The sequence below is a fragment of the Bradyrhizobium sp. 31Argb genome (assembly GCF_043638955.1).
Taxonomy (GTDB): domain Bacteria; phylum Pseudomonadota; class Alphaproteobacteria; order Rhizobiales; family Xanthobacteraceae; genus Bradyrhizobium.
Window position 1 is genome coordinate 21560 of the sequence record NZ_JBEGDB010000029.1, and the last position, 21460, is coordinate 43019.

Sequence of the window (21460 nt, forward strand, 5' to 3'; positions counted from 1 at the left end):
GCTCCATGCGCTCTTCGGGCAACAACGCGCGCCGGATCAAATCTGCTTCGTGCCAGGCTGAAAGAAGACTTCCCGACCGCGCTGCCAATGGGCCTCGCACTCGGTGTGAGTGCTTTCGCGTGGTTTCTCCTAATGATATGTGTAAGTTTGGCTAAGGAAATTTACATTTTTATTAACTATTTCTGGTGGGGGCATTGAAGTACGCCGACAACGTTGCGTCGAGTGGGCTGGGGTCTGTTTCCAACGCGCATGTCGATCTTGATTCGTTTTCGTTCCGCGATGGCCACGCGGACAGCTTTACTGTTTCTGATGCGCATCTTCTGTTCTCCGGCAACTTCCACAAATCCGGCAACGATCTCGTCATCTCCGACGAGCTGCATCGCGTGGTGGTGCCGAACTACTTCCATGGCGACAAGCACCCGATACTGGTTTCCCCCGAGGGCGCGTCGCTCGATCCGAAGGTCGTTGATGCGCTGACCGGGCACACTGTTTACGCGCAGGCGGGAACGCCGCCGGCGGCAGATCTGGTCGGCCATATCGCCAAGATGACTGGCAGTGCCAGCGTGGTGCGCAGCGGCGTTACCGTCGAACTGCATAATGGCGAAGCGGTCTATCAGAGCGACGTGGTGCAGACCGGCAGCGATTCTACGCTCGGCCTCGTCCTGAACGACGGCACCACGTTCAACCTCAACGCCAATGCGCGGTTGATGCTGAACGAGCTCACCTATGACGCCAGCAGCAATTCGAACTCCTCGCTGATCACGCTGGTGCAGGGCGCCGCCAGCTTCGTCGCCGGCCAGGTCGCCAGGACCGGCGACATGAAAGTCGCCACCCCGATCGCGACCATGGGTATCCGCGGCACCGCTGTTATCCTCGACATCTCGTCGGTCGACGGCACGGTGAAGATCTCCGTCGTCGATCAGCAGGACAACCAGGTCCATGCTGTCCAGGTCTTCAACACGCGCGGCGTTCTGATCGGCACGGTGACCAGCAATGGCAGCATCCTGACGCTGACGCCGACTGCGGCTTTCGAGCTGATCGCGCGGGAAAGCGCCAAGACGCTGGCGGAGATCGCGCAGGAATTCGCGACCTTCCAGGCGGTGCTCAATACCTACGAGATCCAGAAGGCGATCGACCCGAACCTGCCGCAGCACACCGAGAACAACGCCAACCCGCGGACGAAATTTGCGAACATCGGCAGCTCGACCTCGCCCAATTCGCCGGGAACCGAATTCCGCTCGGCGCTCAACACCACTATCAACAGCAGCAACACCGGCTCCGCCAAGACCTTTTCCGTCCTGATGGATACGGGCAACGGAACCGGCGCGGGCGGTATATCAAATCAGGCATTGCTTGATCAGGGCCTCCCGGGGCAGCAAAACAACCAGCCCACCGGGCCGCAGCCGTCGATCCCGTTCGTCGTCAATCCGCCAACGGTTACCAGGATCTCCACGACCAGCACTGGCGATCATTTCGGGCCGGTGATGAGCGCCGACGGGCAATTCGTCACTTATGACCCCGACGGCGTCATCTATCTGTTCGACCGCGCGACCGGTGTCACCATCGTGATCTCGCCTTCCGGGGGCATCTATGGTTCGCCGACCATCAGCTCGGATGGTCACTCCGTCGTCTATCAAAGCTCCAGCGGCGTCATCTTCCTCTACAACAACGATCCGTCTTCGGCGCAGTACCACACGACGACACAGATTGGCGTGGGCACGTCGCCTGCGGTCAGCGGCGACGGCAGCAGGATCGCGGTCGAGAACGGCGGCAATATCATCGTCTACGATCGGCAGGGGCACGTCCTCACCACGATCACGCCCGCCGATGCCGGTGCCGGCGGATCGTTGCTGAAGCCGGCGATCAGCGCTGACGGCCATGTGGTTGCGTTCTGGGGTGCCGATCCCGGAGGCAATTCGGGCCATCTCTACGTCTATGACCGGTCAACCGGGGTCATCCGCACGATCGCGGACACCGCGCAGGGGGTCGGCGCGAGCGCCGCCTCGCTCAGTGCCGACGGCCGCTATGTCGTCTATCAAAGCGCCGACGCGAGCGGGCACTCGGAAATCTACCTCTACGACCTGCAGACCCACCAGATCGTCTTCCACACGTCGAACCCGAGCGGCGGGAGCTACAACCCCGTCATCAGCCCCGACGGCCATTTCATCATCTTCGCGAGCGACGCCGCGCTGACGTCGAACGACCACAATTCGGTTGCCGATACCTATGTGGTCAATCTCACCGATCCCGCCCATCCGAAGATCATGCTGGTGTCGACCGCGGCCGATGGGGCGTCCGGTAACGCCGCCTCCAACCTCGGCGCAACCATCAGCGCCGGTGGCCTGTTCATCGCCTTCGGCAGTAACGCGTCGAATCTTTCCACCGCGGACGGACCTGGCGGCGACATCTTCGTGGTCGATCCGAGTTCCGGCCGCAACGCGATCGTTGAGCAGACCGCCAACTCGGGGTCGGTCCTGACGACCAACGGCAAAGTCGGCATCACCGGCGGAATCAACGACGTCTCGCTTTCTGTCACCGACGCGGCGGGCAATCCGACCGGTCTCCTGCACGCGAGCTTCAGCGCCGACGGCAATTTTGTGAACTGGACGTTCGCCGAGAACAAATCGGATTTTGCCTCGCTGGTCTATGGCGACACGGCGACCCAGCAATTCCTGATCAAGCTCACATATAACGGCGGCACGACGACCATCCCGATCACGATCGGCGTCCACAATGCCATTCCGCCGACTATCCCGGTGGCGGACACGCCTCCGGTTGTCCACGATGCCACGCTCGCGGTGTCCGAGGGCGGGGTGGTGCTGCTGACGCCGGCGAACATCAACGTCACCGACCTCGACGATTCCAGCTTCACCTTCACGGTCACCAATGTCACGCATGGCAAGTTCCAGGTGTTGGGTGGCGAAGGCTGGATTGATACCGCCAGCTTCACCTCGGCCGATCTCGCCGCAGGGCACGTCCGCTTCGTTCACGACGGCGGCGAGGCGGCGCCGACCTTCTCGATCCAGGCCAATGATGGAGAAATGCTCTCCAATGTGAAGGCGGGCAGCATTGCCTTCACGAATGTCAACGATGCGCCGACGTTGGCGGGCGGAACAGTGACGGATGGCGTGATCAACGTGCCCGTCTCGAATGACCATGTCAGCCAGGAGGTTGCCGCAAAGCTTCTGGGGACGGGCCTGATCAAGGATCTTCCCGGAGCGGAGGGTTATGGCGAGCTCGCGTTCGACCATGGCGATGATAATTCCTCCGAAGCCATCGACATCACGTCAGCGTTCGGCGCGCAAGGCATCAATTTCTTCGGCCATCAATACAAGTCGCTCTACATCAACAACAACGGCAACATCACCTTCGGCTCGCCGACCGACGCCTATACGCCCAGCGTGATCGACGCGGGCCTGAACAATCCGATCATCGCGGTGTTCTGGGCCGACGTCGATACCCGCGGCCATGGCAACGTCTATTACGATCTCGACGCGGCCGATGGCGTCATGACCATCACTTGGGATGATGTCGGCTATTACAATGAGAGAGCGAACAAGCTGAATTCGTTCCAGCTCGTCCTGATCAGCGAAGGCAACGGCAATTTCGACGTCCAGTATCGCTACGGCGATATCAAATGGACGACCGGTGACGCCAGCGGCGGCTCCGATGGCCTCGGTGGCACCCCGGCGCGCGCCGGCTATTCGGCCGGCGACGGCACGCATTACTACGAGCTGCCGCAATCCGGAAACCAGGACGCGCTGCTCACGCTTCCGACCACCGACGGCAATACCGGCATCGACGGCGTCGATCAGTTCGAGGTGCACAACGGCGAGGTGGGCCTCACCGCGACAGGCGCGATCAATTTCGCCGATCCTGACCTCAACGACGTCCATACCGCCACCAGCAGCTATACCGGCAGCGGCACTGCGCTGGGAACGCTGACATTGGTCAAGCAGTCCGACATCGGCGGTGTCGGCGGGCAATTCGCCTGGACCTACACCGCCGATCCCGCAGCCGTGCGGCAGGCGCTCGACGGCTTGCCGGGTCACAGCAAGGTCGAGACCTTCAACGTCGTGATCAGCGACGGTCACGGCGGCACGCTCACCCAAACCGTATCCGTCACGCTGAACGAGATCGGCAACCACGCGCCGGTGGTTTCGGGCGCGGTTACGGGATCGGCGACGGAAGATGGCAGCCCCAGCACGCTGGACGCGCTCGCCAACGCATCCGATTCCGACCATGACGTGCTGACGGTCGTCAACGTCCCGACGCAACTGCCGGACGGGGTGTGCTACAACGCCGATACGCATTCCTTCACGCTCGATCCGAGCGTTGCCGCCTACCAGCACCTGGCTCAGGGCGAGCAGACCACGGTAACAGTCAATTATGGCGTCTCCGACGGTGACGCCATCACACAGGCCTCGGTGTCATGGACGATCGCCGGCACCAATGATGCGCCGGTCGCGGTGCCGGTGACGCTGACGCATGGCACCGAAGACGCGTCCTACATCATCCATGCCTCCGATCTGCTTCCGGGCGTGAGCGATATCGACAGCCAGTCGCTGTCGATCACCGGCCTCAGCATCGCGAGTGGTGGCGGCGATCTCGTTGACAATCACAACGGCAGCTGGATCTACACGCCGGCGTCGGGCTATGCCGGCCCTGTCAGCTTCACCTACGTGGCCTCCGACGGGGCGCTGCACGCAAGCTCGACGGCAAGCTTGACGCTCGATCAGGCGGTCACGCCGGTTACCGTTACAGTTGCCGTGCATACGCCCGATGGTTACGACTTCAGCACGTTCTATGACGACTTCGCTGCGAGCCAGCCCGTCACGGGTGACGGCTCCAGCGACCATGCCTTTGTCCTCAACGCCGGCAAAGGCATTGTTTTCGAGATGGTCAGCAGCGACTACAGCTTCGATCCGCAGACCGGCTCTATCTCCTATGTCATCGACGAGATCGATATTTTCGGTACGACAGATCCGGCCCAGGCCACGGCGGCGCATCTGCTGGTCAGCACCCATGGCTGGAACATGAGTGTCCAGGCCGTCGTCAATACCACTGCTCCGTCCGATCCGGTGCAGTCCACAGGACCAAGCTTTGGCGACATCTTCGGCGCGGTTGCCTTCAACTATGTCGGCAGCGTCGGCCCCGACGTGTTCCTGGCCAGCAATCATCCAGATGTCTTCAACGGCCTCGGCGGTCCGCTCGGCCCGACCGATCCAGGCAGCGACACCGTGGATTACTCGCACGCGAGCGGTTCGATCAGCGTCAACCTGCTCACCGGCGCTACCGCGGGCACCGCGGCCGCAGGCGATATCTTCTCCTCGATTGAGAACCTGCGCGGCACCGCGTTCGCCGACACGCTGACCGGCGACGGCCACGACAACGTCCTCTTCGGTGGTGGCGGCAACGACACTTTCGTCTTCAAGCAGAATGCCGGCGGCATCGGCCACGACACGATCGGCGATTTCACGCCGGGCCAGGACAAGATCGAGCTGGACTATGTCGCCTTCGATCCGAGCGGGCCGAACGATTTCAATCACTGGCTCGAAAGCCACGCCACCAGCGTGAACAACGGCAATGACGTACAGATCGACCTTGACGGCAACGATCACAGCACGATCCTGCTGAAGAACGTCGCGCTGGCCCATCTGCACGCCAACGACTTCATCCTTCCGCCGGGCAGCGTCTGACCGAGCCGGCCCGCACGCCTGGGTGCACCGCACTCTTGAAAACTCCCGGCGTGATCAATCGACGCGGGCGTGATATCGAAGCGTCATGAGACGGCTGAAGGCATTGCGAAGGTGGTTCAAGCGGCGCTTCGGCTATGCGCGGCTCGCCTGTCTTGCGATACTGGTCGGTTTCGCCGCGCTCAGGGTGCTCGATCCGCCGGCGATCGAGGAACTTCGGGTCAGGATGTTTGACGGTTTCCAGCTCATCGAGCCCCGGGTCAAGACGATCAGGCCGGTCACCATCGTCGATATCGACGAACAGAGCCTGTCCGAGCTCGGCCAGTTTCCCTGGCCGCGCACGCAGATCGCCGATCTCGTCACCAACCTGACCAAGCTTGGCGCGGTCGTGATCGCCTTCGACATCGTGTTCTCGGAGCCCGATCGGCTCAATCCGGATGCCGCCGCCGATACGATCCGCAACCTCGACGAGGAGACCCGAGCCAAGCTGCGGGCGCTGCCGAGCAACGACCAGATCCTGGCGGAGGCGATGGGCAAGTCGCGCGTGGTGCTGGGCGCCTCCGGCCTGCCGTTCGTGGTCGCCGAATTCGACAAGTCGCTGCCGCTGACGCCGCTCGCCATGAAGGGGGCAGAGCCGCAGCCTTTCATGTTCGATTTTCCCGGCCTGCTGCGCAACGTCCCCGTGCTGGAAGGGGCCGCCGCCGGCCGCGGCCTGTTCACGATCAGGCCCGAGCGCGACGGCATCGTCCGCCGCGTGCCGATGATCATGCTGGCGCAAGGCGCCACCATGCCGTCGCTGAGTTTCGAGGTGCTGCGGGTGGCGACCGGCTCCGGCACCGTGCTGATCGATACCGACGAGGCCGGAATCAAGAGCCTCTCGCTCCGCGGCTTGCGGATTCCGACCGACCACAACGGCCAGCTCTGGGTGCACTTCGCCCAGGCTGACCCTTCGATCTACGTCTCGGCGGTCGACGTGCTGCACGGGCGGGTGCCGGCGGAGAGGGTCCAGGGCAAGCTGGTCCTGATCGGCACCTCGTCGGTCGGGCTCAACGACATCAAGACCACGCCGGTCACACCCGCGATGCCTGGCGTGGAGATCCACGCCCAGGTGCTGGAGAGCGCGCTGAGCGGAGCCAGCGTATCGCAGCCGAACTACGGCATCGCGTTCGAGTTCGCCACAGCGCTGGTGTTCGGCCTGCTGGTGATCGCAATCGCCCCGCTGTTCGGGCCGATCACGCTGGTCGGCTTAGGCGCGGTATTCGCGACCGCGCTGATCGGTACCTCCTGGTACTTCTACACGCAGCACCGCCTGCTGATCGATTTCACCTATCCGTTGATGTCGACCACGGCGATCTATCTCACGCTGATCTTCTCGAGCTTCGTCCGCGAGCAGCAGCAGCGGAAGCAGATTCGCGGCGCGTTCGCCCAGTACATGTCGCCCGCGCTGGTCGAACAGCTCGCGCAGTCGCCGGAGAAGCTCGTGCTCGGCGGCGAGGAGCGCGAGATGACCATCATGTTCTCCGACGTCCGCGGCTTCACCACGATCTCGGAATCCTACAAGCACGACCCGCGGGGACTGACCGCCCTGATGAACCGCTTCCTGACGCCGCTCACCAATGCGATCCTCGCCCGCAAGGGAACGATCGACAAATATATGGGCGATGCGATCATGGCGTTCTGGAACGCGCCGCTCGACGACAAGGCGCACGAGATCAACGCCTGCGAGGCGGCGATCGACATGCTCGAGCGCATCGACGAGCTCAACAGGCTGCGCAAGGAGGAGGCGGATGCGGGCGGGCACGTCTATATCCCGCTCAATGTCGGCATCGGCCTCAACACCGGCGTCTGCGTGGTCGGCAATATGGGCTCCGACCTTCGCTTCGACTATTCGGTGCTGGGCGACAGCGTCAACCTCGCCTCGCGCCTCGAGGGGCAGTCCAAGGAATACGGTTTTCCAATCATCGTGGGATCGAAGACTGCGCTCGCCGCCAAGGAAAAGTTCGCGATCCTCGAGCTCGACTTCATCATGGTCAAGGGCAAGAAGGAGCCGGAGGTGATCTACGCGATCGCCGGCCGCGAGGACATTGCGCAGTCCGGCCGCTTCCAGCGCCTGCGCAATCTCACGATCGAGATGCTGGCCTGCTACCGCGGCCGCGATTGGCAAGGCGCGCTAGCCGCCATCGAGCGCGGCCGCAAGACCGACGAGGGCCATGCGCTGGAACGGTTGTACAATCTCTATGAAGCGCGCATCCGCCATTTCCTCGAGAGCCCGCCCCCGAAAGATTGGAACGGCGCCTTCGCGCTGCTGACGAAATAGCGCGGTGATTTTGTAGGGTGGGCAAAGCGAAGCGTGCCCACCATCCCGAGCAGCGCAAGAAAAGGTGGGCACGCTGCGCTTTGCCCACCCTACGGAATCCCGTCATTGCGAGGAGCGTGGCGACGAAGCAATCCACGCCTCCACAAGCGGAGAAATGGATTGCTTCGCTTCGCTCGCAATGACGCGAAGAGGCGACGCGAGAACTACTGCAGCCCGATCTGCGTCAGGTCCTGGAACCAATGCTGCGCCTGCACGAAGGTCTTGACCTTGGGCGACAGCGCATGCGGGTTGGTGTCGTGCACCACCCACACCAGCACGGCATCGTCGACGATCAGTGCGTGCGCCTGCGCCAGCAGTTCGTCCTGCTTGGTGGTGTCGAAGGTCTGCTTGGCCTCGTCGATCAGCGCATCGACCTTCGGGTTCTTGTAGCCGCCCCAGTTGACGCCGACAGGCGCGATCTGGCCGGAATGGAAGAAGCGGACGATCGCGTAGAGCGGGTCCGAGGTCACATAGGCGATGTTGTTGGCGGTGATGCCGGCGTTCATCTCGTCGGCCGCGCCCTTGCGCCAATGCGTATAGAGAGTTTCGAGCTCGACCACCTTGAAGTCGACGTCGATGCCGATCTCCTTGAAGCTCTGCTGCAGGAATTCGTTCATCGGCAGCGACAGCATCTGGCCGGTGCCGCCCTGGGCGATGATGAAGGTCGTCTTCAGCGGCTTCTCCTTGGAGTAGCCGGCCTCCTGCACGAGCTTCTTGGCGGCGGCGAGATCATATTTGATGTCGAAGGTCGGCTTGCCGAACCACGGGCTCGAGGGGTCCACCTGGCCCTTGGCAGGTTTTGCCAGTCCGTTCATCAGCCCGACTACGGCATCGCGATCGATCGCGAGGTTCAGCGCTTTGCGCAGGCGGATGTCGGTCCAGGGCGAGCCGGGCAGCACGCTCAGATGATAGTTCCAGACATGCGGGGTGACGTTGTCGACGATCTTCATGCCGGCGGCCTTGAGCTGCGGCACGGCGTCCGGCGCCGGCGTCTCGATCAGGTCGACCTGGCCCGCGAGCAGCGCATTGGTGCGTGTCAATGCCTCCGGCATCGGGATCAGCACCATCTTGTCGACCTTGGGGAGGCGCTTCTTGTTCCAATAGTCCTCGTTCTTGGTGAGCTCGGCGAGTTCGCGCGGCACGAGCTTGGTCAATTTGAACGGGCCGGTGCCGGAGGGCTGGCTTGCGAACTTGTCCCAGTCCTTGCCGAGCTTTTCATATTGCGCGGGGCTCGAGACCAGGAACCAGAGCATCTGGTAGGGGAAGAAGGAGTCGACCGTCTTGGTCGTGATCTCCACGGTGAAATCGTCGATCTTGGCGTAGCTCGCGACCGAGGGCAGGCGGGTCTTCACCTGCGCGCTCTGCCGCTTGTCGAATTGCGGTGCCTTGTCGTTCAGCACCTTGTCCAGATTCCAGATCACGGCATCGGCGTTGAAGTCGCTGCCGTCGTGGAACTTGACGCCCTTGCGCAGCGTGAAGCGCCACTTGGTCTTGTCCTTGTCGTCGACTTTCCATTCCGTGGCGAGGCCGGGCACCAGTTTGCCCGGCCGGTCGGCGACATCCATCTCCCAGGCGACGAGCGGATCGTAGATCGTATAGGCGGTGAATTGATAGGCACCTGCGCCGCGATCGGGCTGGCCGGTCGTGAGCGGGATATCCGCCATCGAGATTCCGTAGCGCACCACGGATTCGGCTTGCGCCGGCTTGCTGCTCCAGCCTGCGCCGATGGCAAGCGCCAAAGCAGCTACGAGAATCGAATATCGGGTGCGCATGTTACCAAAGCTCCGTTGACGTATTCCGAATACCGGATGCCAACCAAGCAAGCTTGATGCCAGAATAGGCACATCTTTCCGTCCCGCGGCACGGACTGAGAAGAATCGACGCATCCCGGGGCGATTTTCCGCAGAACTATTCCCCTTGGCACAGGCATTGCATACGATTGCCCAACAATTAATCACCCGAAGTTGAAGAAGGGACCTTTGCAATGCGTACTGAGAGAACCAAAGCGATGGCGCTGGCAGCGGCGCTGGCGATTGCGCTGGCCGCCGTGCCGCGCGCAGCCGGCGCCGAAACGGTGCTGCGCATCGGCATGACCGCTGCCGATATTCCGCGCACGCTCGGGCAGCCCGATCAGGGCTTCGAAGGCAACCGCTTCACCGGGCTCACGATGTATGACGGGCTGACGATGTGGGACCTGTCGTCGGCCGACAAGGCGAGCGTCGTCATCCCCGGCCTTGCGACCGAGTGGAAGGTCGACGATGCCGACAAGAAGAAATGGATCTTCAAGCTGCGTCCCGGCGTCACCTTCCATGACGGCTCGCCGTTCAATGCCGACGCCGTTGTCTGGAATGTCGACAAGGTGCTCAAGCAGGATGCACCGCAGTTCGATCCGAGCCAGGTCGGCGTCACCGCCTCGCGCATGCCGACGCTGGCCTCGGCCCGCAAGATCGACGACATGACGGTTGAACTCACCACCAAGGAGCCGGACAGCTTCCTGCCGATCAACCTGACCAACCTGTTCACGGCGAGCCCGGCAAAGTGGCAGAAGTTCTATGACACTGCCGAAGGTGCCGATGCGAAGGCGAAATCGCAGGCCGCCTGGGCCGCCTTCGCCAGGGACGCCTCGGGCACCGGGCCGTGGAAGATGACGAAATTCACACCGCGCGAGCGGCTCGAGCTCGTCAAGAACGCTGCCTATTGGGACAAGGCGCGCGTTCCCAAGGTCGACAAGATGGTGCTGCTGCCGATGCCGGAAGCCAATGCGCGCACCGCCGCGCTGCTCTCCGGTCAGGTCGATTGGGTCGAGGCGCCGGCGCCAGACGCGCTGCCCGAGATCAAGCAGCGCGGCTTCGTGCTCTACAGCAATGAAGAGCCGCATGTCTGGCCCTGGCAGTTCTCCCGCATCGAGGGCTCGCCGTGGAACGACATTCGCGTCCGCAAGGCCGCCAATCTCTGCGTCGATCGCGAAGGTCTGCGCGACGGCCTGCTTGCCGGGTTGATGGTGCCGGCGACCGGCACGTTCGAGCCGGGCCACCCCTGGCGCGGCAATCCGACCTTCCAGATCAAATATGACAAGCCTACCGCGCAGAAGCTGATGCAGGAAGCGGGCTACGGTCCGAACAAGAAGCTGACGGTGAAGATCCAGACGTCTGCTTCAGGTTCAGGTCAGATGCTGCCTCTGCCGATGAACGAATATCTGCAGCAGGCGCTCGCCGAATGTTATTTCGACGTGCAGCTCGACGTGATCGAATGGAACACGCTGTTCACCAATTGGCGGCGCGGCGCCAAGGACCCGACCGCCAATGGTGCCAACGCGACCAACGTCACCTATGCGGCGATGGATCCGTTCTTCGCGCTGGTGCGCTTCCTGCAGTCGTCGATGGCGCCGCCGGTGTCGAACAATTGGGGCTATATCAACAACCCCAAATTCGATGAACTCGTGACCAAGGCCCGCCAGAGCTTCGATCCCGCCGCGCGCGACGCGGCGCTCGCCGAGCTGCATGCGGCCTCCGTCGACGACGCGGCGTTCCTTTACGTCGCCCACGACGTCGCGCCGCGCGCGATGAGCCCGAAGGTCAAGGGCTTCGTGCAGCCGAAGAGCTGGTTCGTCGATTTTTCGCCGGTCTCGATGACGCAATAGACGTAAGTTGCGCTGTTCACCCTCTCCCCTTGTGGGAGAGGGTGGCTTCGCGGAACGCGAAGCCGGGTGAGGGGTCTGCCTCCGCGGATAGAGGCCTCTCCTTAGCAGCATTAGCATCCGCGGATAGAACCCCTCATCCGGCGCGCATTTCATGCGCGCCACCTTCTCCCACAAGGGGAGAACGGAAGTAGAGAGTCGCTCGTGTTTGCCTATATCGCCAGACGCATCGTCTATGTGATTCCGATCGTCATCAGCGTCGCGCTGGTGTGTTTCCTGCTCGTGCATATCACGCCCGGCGATCCTCTGGTCGCGGTGCTGCCGGCCGACGCCTCGCAGGAGCTGGCGCAGCAATTGCGCACGGCTTACGGCTTCGACCGTCCGCTGCCGGTGCAGTTCGGGCTGTGGCTGTGGCGCGCTGTGCACGGTGATCTCGGCAATTCCATCGCGACCGGCCGGCCCGTGCTGTCGGAGGTGATGCGCGCCGTAAGCAACACTGTGATGCTCGCGATCTTTGCCGCGATGATCGGCTTCACGCTCGGGCTGCTATTCGGACTGATCGCCGGCTATTTCCGCGATAGCTGGATCGACAAGCTCGCGACTTCCTTTGCGATCGCCGGCGTCTCGGTGCCGCATTACTGGCTCGGCATGGTGCTGGTGATCATCTTCTCGGTGCAGCTCAACTGGCTGCCCGCGGTCGGCGCCGGTCCCGGCGGCTCCGGCGCCTGGGCATGGGATTGGGACCACTTGCGCTATCTGATCCTGCCTGCGGTCACGAGCTCGGTGATCCCGATGGGGATCGTCACCCGCACGGTGCGCGCGCTGACCGGCGATATCCTGTCGCAGGATTTCGTCGAGGCCTTGCGCGCCAAGGGCCTGCGCGAGACCAACGTGTTCCGCCACGTCATCAAGAACGCGGCCCCCACCGCGCTCGCGGTGATGGGATTGCAGCTCGGCTACATGCTCGGCGGCTCGATCCTGATCGAGACCGTGTTCTCCTGGCCGGGCTCGGGATTGCTGTTGAACTCCGCGATCTTCCAGCGCGACCTGCCGCTGTTGCAGGGCACGATCCTGGTGCTGGCGCTGTTCTTCGTGCTGCTCAACCTCCTGGTCGATATCACGCAGGCCGCGATCGACCCGCGGATCAAGCGAGGCTAGCGCGATGAGCACGATCACCGATCTCGCACTGCAAGCAGCCCCCGCGACGAAGGCGCGAGGCTATTGGGCTACCGTCGGCCGCCGCATCATGCGCGACAAGGTCAGCATAGCCTGCGCGCTCATCTTGATCCTGATCTTTGCGGCGGCACTGTTCGCGCCATGGCTCGGGCTCGCCGATCCCTACCAGGGCTCGATGATCCGCCGCCTGCGCCACATCGGTACATCAGGCTATCTGCTCGGCACCGACGAGCTCGGCCGCGATATGCTGTCGCGTCTCGTCTATGGCGGGCGGCTGTCGCTGATCATCGGCATCCTGCCGGTGATCTTGGCCTTCGTGATCGGCACCGGGCTCGGGCTGGTCGCGGGTTATGTCGGCGGCAAGCTCAATACCGCGATCATGCGCACCATCGACGTGTTCTACGCCTTCCCTTCGGTGCTCCTGGCGATCGCGATCTCCGGCGCGCTGGGCGCCGGCATCGTCAACTCCATCGTGTCGCTCACCGTCGTGTTCGTGCCGCAGATCACCCGCGTTGCCGAGAGCGTCACGACCGGCGTGCGCAACATGGATTTCGTCGAGGCCGCGCGCGCCTCCGGTGCGGGTCCGCTCACCATCATGCGCGTGCACATGCTCGGCAACGTGCTGGGTCCGATCTTCGTCTACGCCACCGGCCTGATCTCGGTTTCGATGATCCTCGCCGCGGGCCTGTCGTTCCTCGGCCTCGGCACCAAGCCGCCGGAGCCGGAATGGGGCCTGATGCTGAACACGCTGCGCACCGCGATCTACGTCAACCCCTGGGTCGCGGCGCTGCCGGGTGTGATGATCTTCGCAGTCTCGATCTGCTTCAACCTGTTGAGCGACGGCATGCGCAGCGCCATGGATATCCGGAACTGAGGCATGAGCGAGATGCATTCACACATCGACATGCTTGCCCCCGTGGAGGACGTCGGCGGCGCCGCGCAGCCGCTGCTTCAGGTGAACGGCCTGACCAAGCACTTCCCGGTGCGCGGCGAATTGTTCGGCGCGCGCAAGACCGTGCGGGCGGTCGACAATGTCTCCTTCACGATCGCCAAGGGCGAGACCGTCGGCATCGTCGGCGAGTCCGGCTGCGGCAAGTCGACCACCGCGCGGCTCCTGATGCACCTGATGAAGCGCGATTCCGGCGAGATCATCTATGACGGCATGCAGGTCGGCCGCGCATTGTCGCTACGCGAATTGCGCAGGGGCATGCAGATGGTGTTCCAGGACAGCTACGCCTCGCTCAATCCGCGCCTCACCATCGAGGAATCCATCGCCTTCGGCCCGAAGGTGCATGGCATGGCAGATAGCGCGGCGCGCGCGCTTGCGCGCGAACTGCTCGGCAAGGTGGGCCTGCGGCCGGAAAACTTCGCCAACCGCTATCCGCACGAAATCTCCGGCGGCCAGCGCCAGCGCGTCAACATCGCGCGTGCGTTGGCGCTGTCGCCTCGGCTGGTGATCCTGGATGAAGCCGTCTCCGCGCTCGACAAATCGGTCGAGGCGCAGGTGCTCAATCTGCTCGCGGACCTCAAGCGCGAGTTCGGGCTGACCTATCTCTTCATCAGCCACGACCTCAATGTCGTCCGCTACATCTCCGACCGCGTGCTCGTGATGTATCTCGGCGAAGTCGTCGAGCTCGGCCCGGTCGATAAAGTGTGGGATCAACCTGCGCATCCCTACACGCGCGCGCTGCTGGCGGCGATGCCGTCCTCCGATCCGGACAAGCGCACCGAGGTGCCGCCGATCTCGGGCGATCCGCCGAACCCGATCGATCCGCCGCCGGGCTGCCGGTTTCACACCCGCTGCCCGTTTGCGGAGCCGCTCTGCGCAAAAGCCACTCCACAACTGACCACGCTCGATAGTACGGGTCATCAGGCGGCGTGCTACATGGCTATTCCGGGCTCGGGGCATAGCCGCGCACCGGCAAGGGAGGAAGAGGCGGCATGACGAAACCCAGTCCGAAGGAAGCCATGGCGATGGCCGACGTCGCGGGCGTTCCCGTCGGCGGCGAAGTCGCCGCGCGGATCTCCAATTCGATCAGCCCGGCCTTCGCCGGCTTCGCGCCGGTTGCCGGCACGCTGCCGTTCGATCTCGAGCCCGCGAGCTTCCTGCTCGCGCAGACCGCGAAGGTGTCGAAATGAGCAGCGAATTTGCCTTGATGTCGCTGACCGCGGTCGCGAAAGCGATCGCCGAGAAGAAGGTCTCCTCGCGCGAGGTGACGCGAGCCTTGCTGCACCGCATCGCGGAGTGGCAGCCCAAGCTCAACGCTTTCATGGCCATCGAGTCCGAACAAGCCCTTGCCGCCGCCGATGAAGCGGATGCGGAACTTGCGAAAGGCAGGAGCCGCGGCGTCCTCCACGGCGTGCCGCTCGCGCACAAGGATATGTATTACGAGGCCGGCAAGGTCGTGACCTGCGGCTCGCTGATCCGCCGCGACTTTGTCGCCAAGACCACGGCGACCGCGCTGCAGCGATTGAAGGATGCCGGAACCATCCGGCTCGGCTCGCTGCAGATGGTCGAGTTCGCCTATGGCCCGACCGGCCACAACGTGCATTACGGCCCGGTCCATAATCCCTGGAACGTCGACCACATCACCGGCGGCTCCTCCTCCGGCTCCGGTTCGGCGGTTGCCGCGCGACTGACATTTGCGGCGCTGGGATCGGACACGGGCGGCTCGGTCCGCATGCCCGCGCATTTCTGCGGCGTCACCGGACTGAAGACGACCGTCGGCCGCGTCAGCCGCGCCGGCGCAATGCCGCTGTCGCAATCGCTCGACACCGTCGGCCCCCTGGCGCAGACCGCCGAGGATTGCGCGCTGCTGCTCGGCCTGACGGCAGGTAGCGACCCTGAGGATCCGACCGCCTCGACGCTGTCGGTGCCGGATTATCTCGAAGCCGCCAAGGGCTCGCTGAAAGGCCTCAAGATCGGCCTGCCGACTGCCTTCTATGTCGACGATCTCGATTCCGAGGTGGCGCGCATCCTCGACGAGACCATCGCCGTCCTCAAGCGCGAGGGCGCCGAGATCGTCAAGGTCGAGTTGCCCGACCAGCGCCAGCTCAGTTCGGCATCCCAGATCGTGCTTGCCGCCGAGGCGGCCGCCTTCCACAAGCGCTGGATGATCGAGCGTCCGCAGGATTACGGCGCGCAGGTGTTGATGCGGCTGCAGAACGGGCTCGCGGTTCCCGCCGTCAGCTATCTCGAGGCGATGCGCTGGCGCGGCCCGGCCCTTGCGGCCTACAATGCCGCGGTTGCCGGCTTGGATGCGGTGATTGCCCCGGCAGCGCCGGTGCCTGCGCCGACGATCGCCGAGAGCGATGTCGGCAATGGCCCTGGCGCCGAGGCGGTGATCCAGCGGCTGACGCGCTTCACCCGCCCGGTCAACTATCTCGGCCTGCCGTCGCTGGCGATCCCCTCGGGCTTCACCCGCACGGGGCTCCCGGTCGGCATGCAACTGATCGGCCGCTCCTTCGAGGAAGCCACGCTGCTCCGCATCGGCGCGGCGTTCCAGCGGGCCACCGATTTCCACGCTAAGGTGCCGAAGCTCGCATGACCAATCTTGTCGAAGTCCGGGATCTCAACATCCGCTTCACCGGCGAACGCACGGTGCACGCCGTCAATGATCTGAGCCTCTCGCTCGGTGAGGGCGAGGTGCTCGGCCTGCTCGGCGAATCCGGCTCCGGCAAGAGCGTCACGCTGCGCGCGTTGATGCGGCTGTTGCCGAAGAAGCGGACGCAGATCTCGGGCAGCGTCAAGGTGCTGGGACAGGACGTGCTGGCGATGGACGACGAGGCGCTGTCGAATTTTCGCGGCCAGACCGTCTCGATGATCTTCCAGGAGCCGGCGCTCGCGCTTGATCCGGTCTACACCATCGGCCGCCAGATCGCGGAAACCGTGATGCGGCATGAGGGCAAGAGCGAGCGCGAGGCGACGGCGCGTGCGCTCGAGATGCTGGAGGTGGTGCGCATTCCCTCCGCCAAGCGCCGGCTCGAATCCTATCCGCACGAGATGTCAGGCGGCATGCGCCAGCGCGCGATGATTGCGCTTGCGCTCGCCTGCAAGCCGAAGATCCTGCTCGCGGACGAGCCGACCACCGCGCTCGATGCCACCGTGCAGATCCAGATCCTGCTCCTGCTGCGCGAGTTACAGCGCGAATTCGGCATGTCCGTGATCTTCGTGACCCACGACATCGGCGTTGCGATCGAGATCTGCGACCGCGTCGCCGTCATGTATGCCGGGCAGATCGTCGAGCAGGGCAGTCTCCGTGGCATCGTGCGTTCTCCGGTCCATCCCTACGCCAAGGGCCTGCTGGCCTCGACCATCCATGGCGCCAAGCGCGGGGAGCGGCTGGAGACGATCCCGGGCACGCCCCCCTCGCTCGACCGTGCGCCGACCAGTTGCTCCTTCGCGCCGCGCTGCAGCCAGGCGCAGCCGCGCTGCTCCGAGCAGTTGCCGCCCGCCGTGCAGGTCACGCCGGACCGCATCGCGCGGTGCGTGCTGGCCGAAGTCTCTCTCCGTAGCCCGGGTGAAGCGCTAGCGTAACCCGGGGACCACTCGCCAACGCCGACGCAGTTGTCCCGGGTTTCGCGTTCCGCTCCACCCGGGCTACGAAGTCGGCGGCCGTCATTAACCTTCCTGGACCTGACGGTTGCGCAGTGCGGAACTGCGCCGAAATTAACGCAACCAGAATGCGGCTGCCGCGACATAAATAGACGCTGGCCACAAACATCGGTAAAACGTGGTCAATACTTGACCCTTTTTGCAGAGATAAGCATTCATGGCAGCCGCTCCCGGCGTCCGGCGTTCCGAACTCGGCGATGCGCTGCGCGCCTGCCGCGCCGCCTTCATCGGCGTCGGCCTGATGAGCTGCGTGATCAACGTCCTGTATCTGACCGGCTCGATCTTCATGCTGGAGGTCTACGACCGCGTGCTGCCGAGCCGCAGCGTGCCGACCCTGGTCGGCCTGGTCGTGCTCGCCGCCGGCCTCTACATCGCCCAGGGCGTGCTTGATCTCCTGCGCGGACGGATCCTCGGGCGGATCGGCACCTCGCTGGACGAGGCGATCAATGCCCGTGTGTTCGACACCATCGTGCGCCTGCCGCTGCTGATGGGCAATCGCACCGAAGGCCTGCAGCCATTGCGCGATCTCGACAACGTCAGGTCGTTCCTCGGCAGCCAGGGGCCGGGCGCGTTCTTCGACCTGCCATGGCTGCCGCTCTATATGGCGATCTGCTTCGCCTTCCACTGGCTGCTCGGCGTCACCGCGCTGGTCGGCGCGATCATCCTGATCACGCTGACGCTGATCACCGAATTCATGTCGCGCAGCCCCGCCAAGGAGGCCATGACGCTCGCCGCCCGTCGCAACGATCTCGCGGCGGCGAGCCGCCGCAACGCCGAAGTGCTGGTTGCGATGGGCATGTCCGGCCGGCTGCAGCGGCGCTGGAGCGAGGCCAATGAGAATTATCTCGCGGGCAACCAGCGCGCGAGCGACGTTGCCGGCGGGCTCGGCGCGGTCGCCAAGGTGCTGCGGATGATGCTGCAGTCCGCGGTGCTCGCGGTCGGCGCCTATCTCGTCATCTTCCAGGAGGCGACCGGCGGCATCATCATCGCGGGTTCCATCCTCAGCGCCCGCGCACTGGCGCCGATCGATCTCGCGATCGCGCATTGGAAGGGGTTTGTCGCTGCGCGGCAGAGCTGGCATCGGCTCAGCCGGCTGCTGCAGCAGATGCCGCCGGCCGGCACTCAGACCGTGCTGCAGGCGCCGACCAAGCGGCTGTCGGTCGAGGCCGTCTCGCTTGCGGCACCGGGCGACCAGCGGGTGATCGTGGCCGACGTGGCGTTCGTGCTCGAAGCCGGCAGCGGCGTCGGCATCATCGGTCCCAGCGGCTCAGGCAAGTCATCGCTGGTGCGCGCGCTGGTCGGCGTCTGGATGCCGTTCCGCGGCAAGGTGCGGCTCGACGGCGCCGCGCTCGACCAATGGTCGCCGGACGTGCTCGGCCGCTATGTCGGCTATCTGCCGCAGGACGTCGAACTGTTCGCGGGCACGGTGGCGCAGAATATCTCTCGCTTCGACGCGGGCGCGAAGTCGGACGATATCATCGCCGCCGCCAAGGAAGCCGGCGTGCACGAGATGATCATCAAGATGCGCGAGGGCTACGACACGCAGGTCGGCGAGCAGGGCACGGCGCTGTCGGCCGGCCAGGCGCAGCGGATCGCGCTGGCGCGCGCGCTCTATGGCGATCCGTTCCTGATCGTGCTGGACGAGCCGAATTCCAATCTCGATAGCGAAGGCGACGAGGCGCTGACGCGGGCGGTGCGCTCGGCGCGCGAGCGCGGCGCCGTTGTGGTGGTGGTGGCGCACCGGCCGATCGGAATCGAGGGCGTCGACCAGATCCTGGTGCTGAAGGAAGGCCGCATACAGGCCTTCGGCCCGAAGGAAACCGTGCTGGCGCAGGTGCTGCAGCCGCGCGTCGCCCCGGCGCCGCCGATCAAGATCGTCTCCGACGCGGGAGCCAAATCATGAGCGAAGAATCGCGCAGGGCGCAGCGCTCGATCCGGCTGCATCTGGTCGTTGGCCTCGTCGTCGTACTGGTGGTGGCCGGCGGCTTCGGCGGCTGGGCCTCCACCGTGCCGATCTCGGGCGCCTTGATCGCGCCGGGCTCGGTGGTGGTCGATTCCAACGTCAAGAAGGTGCAGCACCCGACCGGCGGCGTGGTCGGCGAGGTGCGCGTGCGCGACGGCGACCTCGTCAAGACCGGCGACATCGTGGTGCGGCTGGACGAGACGGTGGTGAAGGCGAGCCTTGCGATCGTGGTCAAGACGCTCAACGGGCTCTATGCGCGCGCGGCGCGCCTTGAGGCCGAGCAGCAGGGACGCGACAGGATCGTCTTTCCGAAGGTCTTGGCCGACCGCGCCGAGGATCCCGACGTCCGCGACGTCCTGGCGAGCGAAACCAAGCTGTTCGAGGTCCGCGTCAACGGCCGCATCGGCCAGAGGGCGCAACTGCGCGAGCGCGTCACCCAGCTCAAGGAGGAGATCGAGGGCCTGAGGGCGCAGGAGGTCGCGAAGGACAAGGAGATCGAGCTGGTGCAGCAGGAACTCGTCGGCGTCCGCCAGCTCTATGACCAGCGTCTGGTACAGCTCACGCGCCTGAACACGCTCGAGCGCGACGCTGCGCGGCTCGCCGGCGAACGGGCGCAATACATCGCTGCCCGCGCGCAGGCCAAGGGCAAGATCACCGAGACCGAGTTGCAGATCATCCAGGTCGACAAGGACATGCTGGCCGAGGTCTCCAAGGATCTGCGCGAGACCAACGACAAGATCGGCGAATTCGTCGAGCGCAAGGTGACTGCCGAAGACCAGCTTCGCCGCATCGACATCCGGGCGCCGCAGGACGGCATGGTGCTGCAGTCGACGGTGCATACCGTCGGCGGCGTGATCACCGCGGGCGATGCCATCATGATGATCGTGCCGCAGGCCGACGCTCTTTCGGTGGAGGCCAAGGTCAATCCGCAGGATATCGACAAGCTGCAGATCGGCCAGAAGACGCTCTTGCGCCTGTCGGCCTTCAACCAGCGCACCACGCCGGAGATCAGCGGCGTCGTCACCCGCGTCTCGGCCGACGTCACCACCGACCAGCGCACCGGGCAGAGCTTCTACACCATCCGCGTCTCGATGCCGCCGGACGAGATCAAGCGCCTCGGCGACGTCAAGGTTATCCCGGGCATGCCGGTCGAAGCCTTCGTCCAGACCGGCGACCGCACCATGCTGTCCTATCTGATGAAGCCCCTGAGCGACCAGTTCATGCGCTCGTTCCGGGAGAAGTAAGTCTTGTCGTCCCGGGCTTAAGACGACGACGAGGAACTGCCGTGCCTCCTCTCCGTCATTGCGAGCGGAGCGAAGCAATCCATGCCTCCGCAAGTGGTGACATGGATTGCTTCGTCGCTATCGCTCCTCGCAATGACGGCAACACTTCACGTTGTCGCGCCCCCGTTCGTTGGGACCACGAGCTACCGTAAATTCTCCAGCAGCAAATTCAGCGCGGCCTTCGCGAACGCCTGCATGTTCGCTTGCCGGTCGCAGCTAGCGGTCTCGAGCGTGATCGCGGCCTCCACAGGCCCCGCTACCGCCATGCAGCTATGGCCCGCCGCGTCGCCATAGCGGTTGCCGGCCGGTCCCGCTGCGCCGGTCTCAGACAGGCCCCAGTCGGTCGCAAGGCGCGTGCGGATCTGGCTCGCGAGCAATTTTGCGTAAGGTTCCGATGCCGAGCGGATGCCCTTCATCGTCTCGTTGGGAATGTCCATCAGCACGCGCCGTGCATCGCGGGTGTAGATCACGCCGCCGCCGATGAAATAGGCGGATGCGCCGGGCACGGCGAGCAGCGCCGCCGAGATCAGGCCACCGGTCGAGGATTCCGCCACTGCAATCGTCTGCTTCCGCTCGATTAGCCTCGCTGCGATCTTTTCCGCAATGGACACCAGTTCGTTCATCGGCCGCCTCTCTTGTTGTTTGCCATGAAAATTCTCCGGGGCGTCCTGCCTTCCTAGCACATCACTTCGGCGCCTGCCGAGTTGCGGGCTAGTGGCAGGCCTGCTTGAATG

Annotated in this window: 13 protein-coding genes; 11 read left to right on the forward strand and 2 right to left on the reverse strand. The window is 64.3% G+C overall.

Features of this window, described 5'->3' with window-relative positions:
- Positions 1-194: 194 nt before the first annotated feature.
- Positions 195-5699, forward strand: a complete 5505-nt coding sequence (locus AAFX91_RS08370; protein WP_394566142.1) for a nidogen-like domain-containing protein — start codon at positions 195-197, stop codon at positions 5697-5699.
- Positions 5700-5784: 85 nt separating this feature from the next.
- Positions 5785-8013, forward strand: a complete 2229-nt coding sequence (locus tag AAFX91_RS08375) for a CHASE2 domain-containing protein (RefSeq protein ID WP_394566143.1) — start codon at positions 5785-5787, stop codon at positions 8011-8013.
- Positions 8014-8216: 203 nt separating this feature from the next.
- Here the strand turns inward: AAFX91_RS08375 and AAFX91_RS08380 are convergent, their stop codons facing one another.
- A complete protein-coding gene (locus AAFX91_RS08380; protein WP_282529522.1) occupies positions 8217-9824 on the reverse strand; it encodes an ABC transporter substrate-binding protein in 1608 nt (535 codons plus the stop codon).
- A 212-nt stretch (positions 9825-10036) separates the two neighbouring features.
- Between AAFX91_RS08380 and AAFX91_RS08385 the strand changes: the two genes are divergently transcribed.
- The 9 genes from AAFX91_RS08385 (at position 10037) to AAFX91_RS08425 (ending at position 20687) form a co-directional block, all read left to right on the forward strand.
- Positions 10037-11692, forward strand: a complete 1656-nt coding sequence (locus AAFX91_RS08385) for an ABC transporter substrate-binding protein (protein WP_394566144.1) — start codon at positions 10037-10039, stop codon at positions 11690-11692.
- Between the two features lie 201 nt (positions 11693-11893).
- The gene (locus AAFX91_RS08390) at positions 11894-12847 is read left to right on the forward strand and encodes an ABC transporter permease (RefSeq protein WP_130578283.1); all 954 of its coding nucleotides are present in this window, start codon (positions 11894-11896) and stop codon (positions 12845-12847) included.
- Positions 12848-12851: 4 nt separating this feature from the next.
- Entirely contained in the window at positions 12852-13739 is an 888-nt protein-coding gene (locus AAFX91_RS08395; RefSeq protein ID WP_394566145.1) for an ABC transporter permease, read from the forward strand.
- A gap of 3 nt (positions 13740-13742) precedes the next feature.
- A complete protein-coding gene (locus AAFX91_RS08400) occupies positions 13743-14810 on the forward strand; it encodes an ABC transporter ATP-binding protein (RefSeq protein ID WP_394566146.1) in 1068 nt (355 codons plus the stop codon).
- On the forward strand, positions 14807-15004 hold the full coding sequence (locus tag AAFX91_RS08405) for a hypothetical protein (protein WP_394566147.1): 198 nt from the start codon (positions 14807-14809) through the stop codon (positions 15002-15004). Before AAFX91_RS08400 ends, AAFX91_RS08405 begins: the two co-directional genes overlap by 4 nt.
- Complete coding sequence (locus AAFX91_RS08410) at positions 15001-16413, forward strand: amidase (RefSeq protein ID WP_394566148.1); 1413 nt, start codon at positions 15001-15003, stop codon at positions 16411-16413. Before AAFX91_RS08405 ends, AAFX91_RS08410 begins: the two co-directional genes overlap by 4 nt.
- The gene (locus AAFX91_RS08415) at positions 16410-17402 is read left to right on the forward strand and encodes an ABC transporter ATP-binding protein (RefSeq protein ID WP_130578279.1); all 993 of its coding nucleotides are present in this window, start codon (positions 16410-16412) and stop codon (positions 17400-17402) included. Before AAFX91_RS08410 ends, AAFX91_RS08415 begins: the two co-directional genes overlap by 4 nt.
- A 235-nt stretch (positions 17403-17637) precedes the next feature.
- The gene (locus AAFX91_RS08420) at positions 17638-19383 is read left to right on the forward strand and encodes a type I secretion system permease/ATPase (protein ID WP_394566149.1); all 1746 of its coding nucleotides are present in this window, start codon (positions 17638-17640) and stop codon (positions 19381-19383) included.
- Positions 19380-20687 carry an HlyD family type I secretion periplasmic adaptor subunit gene (locus AAFX91_RS08425; RefSeq protein ID WP_130578277.1) on the forward strand — a complete coding sequence of 436 codons (1308 nt, stop codon included), beginning with the start codon at positions 19380-19382 and terminating at the stop codon, positions 20685-20687. The genes AAFX91_RS08420 and AAFX91_RS08425 overlap by 4 nt, the downstream gene beginning before the upstream one ends.
- Positions 20688-20869: 182 nt before the next feature.
- On the opposite strand, the gene AAFX91_RS08430 is transcribed toward AAFX91_RS08425, so the two are convergent.
- Positions 20870-21349 (reverse strand): CinA family protein, encoded by a 480-nt coding sequence (locus tag AAFX91_RS08430; protein WP_282529515.1) that lies wholly within the window; start codon positions 21347-21349, stop codon positions 20870-20872.
- Positions 21350-21460 lie beyond the last annotated feature (111 nt).